The 11,930-nt window shown below is 64.5% G+C and carries 11 protein-coding genes; all 11 read right to left on the bottom strand.

What is annotated here, in order from left to right; translation table 11 throughout:
- Positions 1-31: 31 nt before the first annotated feature.
- Positions 32-1,204 (bottom strand): aldose 1-epimerase family protein, encoded by a 1,173-nt coding sequence (locus G522_RS25230; protein WP_051228135.1) that lies wholly within the window; start codon positions 1,202-1,204, stop codon positions 32-34.
- 164 nt (positions 1,205-1,368) lie between these two features.
- A complete protein-coding gene (locus G522_RS0102425) occupies positions 1,369-2,646 on the bottom strand; it encodes a D-tagatose-bisphosphate aldolase, class II, non-catalytic subunit (RefSeq protein WP_026789685.1) in 1,278 nt (425 codons plus the stop codon).
- Between the two features lie 4 nt (positions 2,647-2,650).
- Positions 2,651-3,727: an ABC transporter ATP-binding protein gene (locus tag G522_RS0102420; RefSeq protein WP_026789684.1), complete on the bottom strand. Its 1,077-nt coding sequence runs from the start codon at positions 3,725-3,727 to the stop codon at positions 2,651-2,653.
- Positions 3,728-3,784: 57 nt separating this feature from the next.
- Positions 3,785-4,738, bottom strand: a complete 954-nt coding sequence (locus G522_RS0102415) for an SIS domain-containing protein (RefSeq protein ID WP_026789683.1) — start codon at positions 4,736-4,738, stop codon at positions 3,785-3,787.
- Between the two features lie 38 nt (positions 4,739-4,776).
- Positions 4,777-5,649, bottom strand: a complete 873-nt coding sequence (locus G522_RS0102410) for a carbohydrate ABC transporter permease (RefSeq protein WP_051228133.1) — start codon at positions 5,647-5,649, stop codon at positions 4,777-4,779.
- A gap of 1 nt (position 5,650) precedes the next feature.
- Complete coding sequence (locus tag G522_RS0102405) at positions 5,651-6,550, bottom strand: carbohydrate ABC transporter permease (protein ID WP_036837627.1); 900 nt, start codon at positions 6,548-6,550, stop codon at positions 5,651-5,653.
- 179 nt (positions 6,551-6,729) lie between these two features.
- Positions 6,730-7,980 carry an extracellular solute-binding protein gene (locus G522_RS0102400; protein WP_026789680.1) on the bottom strand — a complete coding sequence of 417 codons (1,251 nt, stop codon included), beginning with the start codon at positions 7,978-7,980 and terminating at the stop codon, positions 6,730-6,732.
- A gap of 30 nt (positions 7,981-8,010) precedes the next feature.
- Positions 8,011-8,952: an N-acetylglucosamine kinase gene (locus G522_RS25225; RefSeq protein ID WP_036837625.1), complete on the bottom strand. Its 942-nt coding sequence runs from the start codon at positions 8,950-8,952 to the stop codon at positions 8,011-8,013.
- Positions 8,949-9,773 (bottom strand): DeoR/GlpR family DNA-binding transcription regulator, encoded by an 825-nt coding sequence (locus G522_RS25220; RefSeq protein WP_084632678.1) that lies wholly within the window; start codon positions 9,771-9,773, stop codon positions 8,949-8,951. Before G522_RS25220 ends, G522_RS25225 begins: the two co-directional genes overlap by 4 nt.
- 324 nt (positions 9,774-10,097) lie before the next feature.
- Entirely contained in the window at positions 10,098-10,847 is a 750-nt protein-coding gene (locus G522_RS25215) for a phosphodiesterase (RefSeq protein ID WP_036837622.1), read from the bottom strand.
- 9 nt (positions 10,848-10,856) lie between these two features.
- Positions 10,857-11,921 carry a LacI family DNA-binding transcriptional regulator gene (locus tag G522_RS0102380; protein WP_026789679.1) on the bottom strand — a complete coding sequence of 355 codons (1,065 nt, stop codon included), beginning with the start codon at positions 11,919-11,921 and terminating at the stop codon, positions 10,857-10,859.
- Between the last annotated feature and the right edge of the window lie 9 nt (positions 11,922-11,930).

Raw genomic sequence — 11,930 nt, 5'->3', positions numbered from 1 at the left:
AGGGCATGTGCGGCTAGCGGTATGATTATTTTCAGGCTTTTGTCTGGCTGCGCAGGATCGGCTCCTTGTGCACGGTCGCCTTGACGCCCGATTTCAGCTTGTCGATGCGGGCGTTACAGGCCGCGACGGCGGATTTGTCCGTCAGAAGATTGAAGCGCATGCGGAAGCGGGCCTCGGCTCCTGGCTCCAAAGTCTTGAGGCGACCAGCGGCTCGCTCCACCGGTAGCGGGTAGGGATAGTTGGAGCCCGGTTCGAGGCCGGTCACATAGCCCTGCTTGTCGGTGTCGGTGTTCTTCCAGAGCGAGAAGGCCGGCATTTCTCCGACATGATAGGCAATGGAAAAGCCGAGTGTTTCCGATGCGTTGATCAGGGCCACTTCGGTGCGACCGTCGGCACCGGCTGCGAGCTCACAGGCATAGAGCATCTCGTCGAAGTCGCGCGTCGGACCACGGTAGCGGTCCCAGGTAGCCAGATCCGGCTTGGCGGCGTCGTTGAACGGCGTGATGTGGGTGAAGGGGCCGATGACGCGGGCACCTTCCTCCAACACCGGACGACCGACATTGGTGTGGTAGATCACTTCATAGGAGTGGGCATAGTCGGCGCGGTTGACGAGGCGGTCGTCGAGCGAGAACCCGGTATCGCCAGGCACGACCGTCAGTTCGGTCCAGGTCTCGAATTCGACGTTCTTGAACGCCTTTTCCTTGATGAGGCCGCAGAGGGTGATGCTGTGTGGCGCCTCGCGCGAGATGCGCACCTCCACCTTGGAGACAGGCGTATTTCCGGCTCGGCCGTGCAGCGTGTAGACCTTGTCGCCGTCGACGATCGGATGGCCGGTCCACTCGTAGCCGCAGCGCACCATCAGCTCGTTGAAGCCTTCGAGCCAGCCGAGGCCGTTGCGCTCGCCAAGGCGAATGAAGGAGGGATGCACGACCTCATCGACCGGCGACGCCCAGCCGAAGTTGATGCCGTCGAGCCCCGCTCGCAGGATACCCATGCCGCGCGTCGGGATCACCGTCACCGAGAGCCGGCCAGACCGGATGGTCACGAGCGTACTGCCTTCCTGCCGGCCGCCGTGCAGCGTCTTTTTCACGATCTCGAAGGGTGCACCGCTGTTGATGCCGAGCTCGCCGGAGGTGATCGCCCAATCGGCGAGTTCCAGCCCGCCGGCCGTGTCGGTCAGCGTGAAGATGAAATCATCCTGCATATTGCTTGTCCCATATTGCCCGGAGCCCGACGCGAAACTCTACTGGGGCGGGCACCTAGCTTCAATTTCTGCGCTTCCGGTGCTCACGAACCGCAAGTTCGCTCCGCTCCGGTTCTCGAACTCATCACTAACTGCCACACCCCAGCGAGTTTCGCGCCAGGCTCTCAGAGGCAGGCTTTGAAATAGTCTTCGAGGACGAGGTCGACCATGGCAAGCGACAGGCCATGGGCGGTGGGGGTGACCCGGCCGCGCCGGACGCCCTCGTAGACACCGCGAAGATACTGGCTGATCAGTGTCTCGGGTATCGGGGTGGTGCCGAACAGGGCGAGCAGTTCCTCGGCCGCCTTGGCAATCTCCGGCTGCGGCCAGTAGTAGCGGATGCGGTCCGAATAACTGAAATGCCGCTGCAGCCGCTGCTCGTCGGGCGTGCCGAAATAGTATTTCGCCCAGTTGTCGGGATGGGCGAGCATCACCCGCTCGAAGGTGGTTTTGAGCGTCTCCTTGCGGCGGCCGGCGTAGAGCACCTCGGCGATGTGATCGAGGCCGTAGAGCGCCTCACGCAATGCAAACGTCAGGGCCGGGCCGACCTTCAGGATCGAGAAGCCGTTGTCGACCAGCGCCTTCAGCGCTTCGGGCGTCTGGTAGTCGGTGGAGTGCGCCTCGAAGACGAAGCCCTTGAGGTCGGCGAGCACGGCGGAAAGCGAGGCCGCCTTGCCGGCATCGAAGGCGACGACGTTGTGATTGCCGAACTCGACGCCCGGCTGAACGACGGCACCGACGGCGCGATCGAAGGCAGCGGCGATGCCGGCCTTGGCGAAGGCTTCGCGATGGACGGCGATGGTGTCGCGGGCCGCCTGGGGCTTGGTGACTTCCAGCTCCTCGATCTCTTCCATGGCGCCACCGGGGATCGGCACCTCGGTGCCGACGATGTAGACCGGCTTGACGGTGGAGCTCTTAGTTGCCGCCTCGGCGACGGCGGCGAGCGAAGCGGCCCGCTCGGCAGTCAGTGCGTCAGTGAGCGCCACCGGTTCGCCGGCGCAGCCCATCGAGGTGTCCAGGTGAAGTTTGGTGAAGCCGGCCTTGGCGAAGGCGTCGATCATCACCTTGGCCTTGGCCATGGCCTCGCTGGCCGGCAGCTTCTTCCACGGGTTGGGGCCGAGGTGGTCGCCACCGAGGATGACCTTCTCGAACGGGAAACCGACGCGCTTGGCGATGGCCTCGACGAAGTCGCGGAAATCCCCAGGCGTCATGCCGGTGTAGCCACCGTCCTGGTTGACCTGGTTGCAGGTGGCTTCGATCAGCACCGGCAAGCCGAGACGGGCGGCATGCCGCATGGCAGCCTCGATCACCACCGGATGGGCAGAGCAGATCGACGGAATGCCGCGCAGGCCAGAGGTGCGGAAGCGCCAGCTGGAAATGTCGCTCAGCGGGTTCAAAGCCATGTCGTCAGCTCCTTTCGATGCGCTGGCCGGTCGCCCGGTCGAACAGATGGATGCCGCCGGGGCCAATGGCGACGAAGGCGCTGGAGGTCTCCGCCACTCGTTCGGAGTGAATGACAACGACCTGATGGCGGCCGAGGCGGCCGAAGACGTGGGTCTCGTGTCCGGTTGGTTCGATGAGATCGATGGCGAGTGACAGGGCGCCGGCCGTTTCGCCGGTGACGAAATTAAGATGTTCGGGGCGGATACCGACGGTGACAGCTGTGCCCTCGGCCACCGGGTAATTGGCGAGCGGCAAGCGCAGCCCGTCGTCGGTCTCGGCGAACAAACGGTCACCATCACGCCGTGCCGTCGCCTCGATCAGGTTCATGGCCGGCGAGCCGATGAAGGTGGCGACGAACAGGTTGGCCGGCCGGTCGTAGACGTCAAGCGGCGCGCCCACCTGCTCGACGCGGCCGCCGTTCAGGATGACGATGCGATCGGACATGGTCATGGCTTCGATCTGATCATGCGTGACGTAGATCGAGGTGGTGCCGAGCCGCCGCTGCAAGGCCTTGATCTCGGTGCGCATCTGCACGCGCAGCTTGGCGTCGAGGTTGGAAAGCGGCTCGTCGAACAGGAAGACGCGCGGCTTGCGGACGATCGCCCGCCCCATGGCGACACGCTGGCGTTGGCCGCCCGATAGCGCCTTCGGCATGCGATCGAGATAGGGCGTGAGGCCCAGGAGATCGGCCGCTTCCCTAACCGCCCGCACGATCTCCGGCTTCGGCACGTCGCGGAGCTTCAGGCTGAAGCCCATGTTGTCGGCGACCGACAGGTGTGGATAGAGCGCGTAGTTCTGAAACACCATGGCGATGTCGCGGTTCTTCGGCGCCATATCGTTGACCTCGCGACCGTCGATCGAGATTGTGCCGCCGGAGATGTCCTCGAGGCCGGCAATCATCCTGAGCAGGGTCGACTTGCCGCAGCCGGACGCGCCGATCAGCGAGATGAATTCGCCGTCGCGGATCGAAAGGTCTATGCCGTGGATCACCTCCTCGGCGCCGTAGCGCTTGACGAGGCGGCGGATGTCGACGGTGGCCATGAAGAACTCCTGCAAAAGATCATGCGGGCCGCCGGCGACCGACGGCCCAAACGCGGCTCAACCGAGCACCACCACCTTGGAGAGGTGGCGCGGCTGGGTGCTGTCGATGTTCTTGGAATTGGCGATCCGCTCGCCGAGGATCTGCAGGGCCGCCAGCATTTCCAGCGAGCGCTGCAAGCCCTTGGTGGCGATCGGCAGGCTGAGGTCGCCCGGCCCGCCGAGGCCGATCACCTTGGCGCCCTTTGCCCTGAGCTCGCCAACGAGCTTGGCCTCCTCGCCCGGCTGATCCTCGCTGTAGAGCATCACGATCAGCATATCTTCGTCGACAAGGCTCATCGGACCATGGCGATATTCCATGGTGTGGAACGGCTGCGACACCGAGATGCTCATTTCCTGCAGCTTCAGCGCACCTTCGGAGGCGATACCGAAATAGACACCGCCGCCGAGCACCACGAACTTGTGCCGCCCGGCCGCCACAGCCGGCGCCTTCTCGCTCATCGCTTCCACCGCGGCGCGCGCGCCGGCCACCACGGCCTGCTCGACCTTCACGCCGGCCATGCGCAGGCCCATCAGCAGCATCAGGCTGGCCGACGACGACATGACGATACCCTCGTCGGGGTGGGTCGGCGCGAAGGCGACGATGTCGGCCGCCTTGGCCATCGAGCTGTCCTTTTCGCAGGTGATCGCCACGGTACGGATGCCGAGCTTGTGGCTTTCCCGCACCGCCTGCACCACTTCGGTCGATTCACCGCTGCGCGAGATGCCGACCACCACCGCGCCGTTGAGGTCGGGCAGGTAGGAGCGATGCCGCAGCGCCCATTCCGAACCGGCGACGGCGATGGCGCGCTTGCCGTTCTCGTTGAAGGCGACGGCCAAGCTCATGGCAACGTAGTAGGACGTGCCGCAGCCGACGAAGATATAGGTGTCGGCCTTGACGCTCGGCAGCGCGATGTCGATCGCCTTCTCCCAGAAGGGGAATTGCTCGACGATGACGCGTTCGGTGGTGTTCATGGAAGTCGTCCTTGTTTTGTCTGTCTGTTCTTGGGAGATCACTTGGTCGCGCCGGCCATCAGTCCGCTGACGAGGTAGCGGTTGAGGAACAGCACAAGCAGAACGGGCGGGATGATGGCCAGGATGCCGGCGGCATTCATCAGGCCGAAGTCGATGTAGTTGCGCGTCACGAATTCCGGGATCAGCACGGTCAGCGGCTTGGTGGCGAGCGTTGGCGAGAACACCAGGGGCACCATGAATTGGCCCCAGGCATTGAGGAAGGTGAGGATGGCACTGGCGATCAGCCCCGGTGCCGATAGCGGCAATACGATGTGGACCAGCGTGTAGATGCGTCCCGCACCGTCGAGCCAGGCCGCTTCCTCCAGCGAAATCGGCATGGCCTGGTAGACCGACCGCATCAGCCAGAGCGCCAGCGGCAGGAAGGCCGAGACATAGATCAGCGTAATGCCGGTGTAGGTGTCGATCAGCTTCAGCGAAATCATCAGCCGATAGAGCGGGATCATCACTGTGTAGGCAGGGATGGCCAGCGTCGCCACGACGGCGACGAACAACAGGTCGCGGCCGGGAAACTCAAGCCGCACGAAGGCGTAGGCACCGAAGGCGGCGATCGCCACCGTCACGATGGTCGCCAATATCGAGGTAATCAGGCTGTTGGCGAGCGCCGCCGAGAACTGCGGCCACACCGACTGAACGGCGTTGCCCTGCGACATGCTGGTGGCACCGAACAGCTTGGCATAGTGCTCGAAGGTGATCTGCTGCGGCCAGAGGGACGGGGCACCCAACAGGTTCAGCGGCGGCGTCAGCGAGGTGACCAGCGACCAGTAGATCGGCCCGAGGGACCAAGCCACCAGTAAGGTTACGGCAAGGACGGTGCCGATCCGCCCAGGCAGTGTGGATATGAGGCTGCGCATGTCAGTCGTACCTCGTTTCGCGGTAAACCCGGAGCACATAGATCAGTGACACCAGGAGCGAGGCGAGCATCGCCAGGATCGAAAGTGCCATGCCGCTCGAAAAACGCAGGTTTTGGAAAGCCGTCAGATAAACCTGGATGATCACCGACCGGGTATCGAGGCTCGAACCAGACAGGATCCAGGCCTCGTCGAACAGGTTGAAGGCGAACACCGTCGACTGGCTGAGGGCGATCGCAAGCCCGCTCGAGATCAGCGGCAGCGTCACTAGGCGGAAGCTCTTGATCGGGCCGGCGCCATCGAGTCGGGCCGCTTCGTAGAGATCACGTGGAATACTTTGAAGGGCAGCCAGAAGGATGACGGCGGTCAGTGGCATCATGCGCCAGACGTGAACCAGCGAGACGAGGAACAGCGCCGTCGCCCGGTCGTTGAACCAGACCTGACGGGAGTCGATGACGCCGAGCCACAAGAGCGCGTGATTGAGCAGGCCGTAGCTCGGATTGAAGATCCACATCCAGACGATGGCGTTGACCACCGGCGGCAGGCACCAGGGCAGCACGGTGATGGCCAGCAGCCATTGCCGGCCGTGCTTCACCCGGTTGAGCAGCAGTGCCGCGCCCATACCGCCAATCGTCTCGAGCACCACGGCGATCGCGACGTAGGCGAGGGTATTGAGCCAAGCCGTCTGCACGTTGCTGTCGGCCATCAGGGCGCCGTAGTTGGCAAGGCCGACGAATGGCGTGCCCGGCTTCATCGGATCGATCCGGAAGAAGCTATCAACCACCGAGGTGGCAAGCGGCCAGAACACCAGGCCGCCCATCACGATGACAATGGGAATAACGAGCGCGGCGGCAAGGGCGAGTTCGCCCGGCGTTCGGTTTCGTCTGGGATAGGAGGAGGGCATCAGAACTCTGCGTTCTCCAGGCAGCCGGCCGGTGCGCGAGACGATGTCCCGAGCGTCAGGCTGCGCCGTGGCAGGAAGGTAGCGGTAGGGTAGGCCGTTGCCCCGCCTCTACGGCGCGGTGGCGGCGGGCCGGCTCCGCCGTCCGGTCTGGCTCCCGGACGGCGGTTGGGACCGGCGGATTAGTTGCTTTGTGCGTCGGCTGCGGCCTTGGCGATCGCGGCGATGGCGTCGTCGACGCTGAGCTGACCCTTGGCGGCCTGGTTGATGGAGCTCGCGACCGCGGTCGAGAACTGCGGATACCAGCCGGGCGTGCCCTGAGCGATCAGCGGCTCGACGACAGCCGCCTGCTCGAGCAGAACGTCGCCCTGCTTCAGTTTGCCCTGCTCATTGAGCGTCCTCAGCACCGACATGCGCGGCGGCAGGTTGCCGAGCGCCTCGTAGGCGGCGATTTCGTTCTGCGGCATGGCCAACCAGGCGATGAAGTCCTGCGCGGCCTTGGCGTTGGCGGCACCGGTCGGAATGCCGACCGCTTCGGGCAGACCGAAGGTGCGAGACTTGCCGGTCGTCGACGGCATCAGCGCTGCGGCGACATCGTTCGCCACCTGCGACTTGCTGGGATCGCTGTAGACCGAGAGGTTGCCGGCCCAGCCGGCGACGTCGAACGTCAGCTTGCCAGCCTTGAAGACTTCCTGCACCTCGACGTCCTTGAGGCCGGTGGCCGCCGGATCGATCAGACCATCCTTCAATGCGCCGATCTCGAAGGCCAGCGCCTTGTAGCCGCCGGAGTCCTTGTCCGTGAACAGCGGCTTGAAATCCTTGTCGAACAGGTCACCACCGAACGCCTTGGTCAGAAGATACCATGCGGTCGAGGTGCCTTCGGTGGCTGACAGCGGCAGGCCGATCGGGAATTCGGCGATGCCGGCACTCTTCACCGCCTTGGCGGCCGCCAGCAGCTCGTCGGGCGTCTTCGGGGCTGCCTTGATGCCGGCCTTGTCGAGGTGGGCCTTGTTGTAGATGAGGATGCGGAAGTCGTTGCTATAGGGCACGGCCAACAGCTTGCCGTCATAGCGGAAGATCGAGGCGGTGGGGATGTCGGCGATCACCGCCTTATCAATCTTGTCGTCGAGCGGCACGTACCAGTTGGCGGAGCCGAACTGACCGACCCACGACCAGTCCACTTCGGTCGCGTCGGCGGGGGCCGTGCCGGCTACCATCGAGGTGATGATCTTGGTGCGGATATCGTCCCAGCCGAGCGTCTGCGCATCGAGCGTCACGCCGGCATCCTTGGCGAAGCGATCGGTCATTTCCTTGGGCAACGTGCCCCAGGGCGGCAGCAGCACGGTGAGTCCGTCGGCGGCGAACACGCTGCCGGCAAACGAGGCGAGAAGCGGCAAGGTCAGCGCTGAGGCAAGAAAAACACGTCTTTTCATTATCGTTCCCCTTCTTGGTCAGATTGCCTTTCAGGCGAGAGTCATCCGGAGGGCGGCGCCCAAACGGTCGACCCAAGCGTCATCAACAGCCCAGCCGGCGAGCCGGGCTGCCCTGAGCGCCGCGCCGCCAACGGGCGGCAGACGCGGCGATGATGGCGATGTGCCGAGGCGCACCGTCATCCGGTCCAATATCCCGGCGGCGTTGAACACCCCGCCGGCATAGCTCCAGCGGATAGGCGCCATGCCGCCGCAACGGCGCCAGGCGACGACAAGCTGTTCGGAGAGCTCGGCGGCGGCGCGGTCGAGCAGCCGACCGGCTACCTTGTCGCCCTTGACGGCAAGAGCCGTTACGTGGCGAGCCAAGCCGGCAATGCCTGAACGGCGGCTTTCGAGCCCGTAGCACCAGACCATCAGTTGGTCCGGCTTGATGCCCATGGCAGCGAACATCCCCTCGGCGAAAGCTGGCGACGGTTCGCGACCGTCAATATGGCGTGCCAGCAGCATCAGCACTTCGCGGCCGAGCCAATAGGCGCTGCCCTCGTCGCCGAAGATGTCGCCCCAGCCGCCGACCCGGATATGCGGGCTGTCAGCTTCGCCAAGGCTAGCCCAGGCCATCGAGCCGGTGCCAGCCAGGATGAGAGCACCGGCCCCGCAGGCAAAGGCGCCGTCGAAGGCGATGCGAACGTCATTCTCGACGATGGGCTTCTGCGGAAAATGCAGCCGGACGGCAGCGATCTGCGCCGCGCTGTATTCGTCGACCTCGCCGTGAAACGGCAGGCCGAAGGCCGAGGCCTGAAGGTCGGCGTCGCCGACGGTAGCGGCAAGCGCAGCTATCTCAGCCGCCCAGTCGCCCTCGCCGGTCGGGTCGAGGCTCGGCAGATGCCGTAACGAGGCGATGCTGGCGTCCGGCGCTACCAAGATCGCGACGGTCTTGGTGCCGCCGCTGTCGACGCCGAGGACGAGACCGCTCATGCCGCGTCTCCGTCCAGTTCCGTGGCCTCATCGGCATCGAGGCTGACCGTCCGCGTCCGGCAGCCGGCACGGGCGAGCTTGTCGAGCCACTGAGGGGTAAGGCTATCGTCGGTGATCAGGTCGAGCCGTTCGTCGAGCGGCGTCACCTTGTAGGTGGCGCGCGGACCGAACTTGCTGGCGTCGGCGAGAACGGTGGTCCGCGCCGCCCGGGTGATCATCTTTTCGTTGAGGCGTGCTTCGTCCTCATCCATCGTGTAGGTGCAGCCGTCGTCGCCCACCGTGCTGGCACCGAGAAACAGCTGATCGAACCAAAGTCGTTCCAGCATGCTCTCGGCCAGCGCGCCCAGCACCGAGGCGTTGCGCGAGCGGAGGCGACCGCCGAGCAGCGTCACCTGGACGTCGCGGATGTCGGTCAGCACCTGCGCCACGGCCAGACAGTTGGTGAATACGGAAATCGGCAGCGGATTCATGCGGATACGGCGGGCGACCTGCAGCACCGTGGTGCCGGCATCGAGAAACACCGACATGTCCGGCTGGAGCTCTTCATAGGCAGCAAGGCCGATCGCCCGCTTGGCGGCAATGCAGGTTTGCTCACGGACCTCGAAGGCCGCCTCGATGCCGGCGGAATCGGCAATGCGGGCGCCGCCATGCGTGCGGTGGATCGCGCCCTCCGTTTCGAGCGTGAGCAGATCGCGCCGCACGGTCGGCAGCGACGCGCCAACCGCCTCTGCGATCTCATGGATCGAAGCGGAGGTCTTTTCGAAGAGGTAGTGGCGGATGGCCGACAGGCGGTCGTCCTTCATGCTGTGATCCTTTGTGATCGTACGTCGGATTAGGATCCAGATATCGATCAATGTCAATCAGATTTTTGATAACATATTGATCGTTTCGAATCCGCCGGGATAGCTCAGCCTTTTCAGACCGATATCCAAAGGGAACAAGAGGTCGGAGAGGTCTACGCAGATCACCGGATCGTTCGCGCAGAACCCAAACCGCGCATAAACGCATCCGTCCGCGAAACGGCTCGGGCGTCGCGGTTAGCAGATGCTGCCTTTGAAAAGTCGCGGTCTCGACTATGGCGCGCGATAGATGCCGATGTTTGCCATCATCGCCGCGCCGTGGTCACTTACGGCCACATCGGCCGCTCAGGCGATTTCCTGGGCGTGAACAGTGATGTCTGCCCCATCCGTCAGAATCACATTGTAGGCCGGCGCATCGAAGCCAACGGCAAAGTCCTTGGCACCGAACAGAGGCGCGGTCTGGTGATTGGTGCTGCGTCCGGTGTTGAAGGCGATGCCGTTCCAAGTGCCCGAGCAAAGACGATGAACGTGACCGGCGAAGATATGGCGGACGTTGCCGTGTCGGCGAAGGAGATCGGCAAACACCCGGGGATCGGCGAGCTTCACGCCGTCGAGCGGTGGCATGCCGATATCGAACGGCGGATGGTGCATGAAGACGAGCGCCGGGCCAGTCTTCTCCGCAAGACAGCGATCGAGCCAAGCGAGACGGCGCTCGCAGAGCCGGCCAGCGACGGCGCCCTCGTCCAGCGTGTCGAGGAACACCAACCGATGATCGCCTATGTTCATGACCGATTGGATGAAATCGTCGTCAGCCGGCGCATCCTGAAAAACGCTGCGGAACGCGCTTCGGTCGTCGTGATTGCCGAGCAACAGACGGGCCGGCGGAACCAAGGGGACGATGATCTCGGCGAGCAGGCGATAGGACTGAGGCGAGCCGTCGTCCGACAGATCGCCCGTGATGATGACGAGATCGGCATCGGCATGGTGACGGTTGATGTCGGCGACCGCCGCTGTCAGGCTCTTCGCCGGGTCACGCCCGCAGACCAGTTCGCCACGCCCGCATAAATGGGGATCGGTGAGCTGAATGAGTTTCATGCCGTTTCCTCAAGGATTAGGTCGGTAGGCTTCGGAAATTTGGTCCGCCGGGCGGAAGGTGTCGCGCACCCTCAGCTTTGCAGCCAGGCGCAGGCTCACGGGAGAGGCCGTGGGAACGGACGCCCTTTCCTCGAGAAGCGCCACGGCCCGCTCCGCCATCTCCATCGGATCCTGCCGAAAGGTGGTGAGGCGGTAGCCGAGCCAGGCGGCCTCGGGCAGATCGTCGAAGCCGACCACCGCGACGTCCCAGGGGACACGCAGGCCCAGCCGCGTTTTCAAGTGATCTATCAGCGCGAAGGCTACGAGGTCGTTGACGGCGAAGACGGCGGTCGGCCGTTCGCCGGCGGCAAACAGCTGCGCAGCGGCCTGAAGTCCGCCGGAATAGTCGGTGTCGGGACCACGAGCCACGGCCACCGTGGCGCCGAGAAGGGTGGCTTCATCGACGAAGGCGTGTTCGCGCTCGACAATGGCCGGCGTGCCGCTCTCCGATCCGGCGAGGGCGAGACGGCAGTGTCCGGTCGCGATGAAGGCGGCGGCGATCGTGCGTGCCGCACCAACGTTGTCGGTCTGGACCAGGTCTATTTCCGGCGCCTCGCGGCCGATAGCGACAAGCGGCAGGCCGTTGGATTTGGCGAGTTCGATGAAGGAGGACGGCGGCGATCCAGACAACACGATCACCGCTTCGGCACGATGGCCGAACAGCGTGCGTTGCGCCGCCTCGGTCTCCTCCGCCGTTTCCCCGACATTGATCAGCACCGGCACCGAACCGCGACGGATCAGCACGGCCGCCAGCGCGGCGGTGAGATGGGCGCGGAAGCCGACTTCCGGTTTGGTGGCGACCAGGCCGACGATGCGGCTGCGATTGGCCAGCAACCCGCGGGCGAGATCGTTGACCTGATAGCCGAGACGGGCAGCGGCGGTCATGATCTTGTCGCGCGTTTCCGGTGCCACGGAGGCGCCTGGCGTAAAAGCGCGGGAAACGGCCGATCGCGACACGCCGGCGAGCTCGGCAACGTCGCGGGCGCTCACGAAGCGGGGGGCGGACTGTTGTCTGCCGGTAGCATCTTCTGTCATGGCGGAAAC

It is taken from the genome of Pleomorphomonas oryzae DSM 16300 (genome assembly GCF_000422965.1).
Lineage (GTDB): Bacteria > Pseudomonadota > Alphaproteobacteria > Rhizobiales > Pleomorphomonadaceae > Pleomorphomonas > Pleomorphomonas oryzae.
Note: the sequence above shows the minus strand (reverse complement) of the source record. Positions and strands in the feature narration are given on the sequence as shown.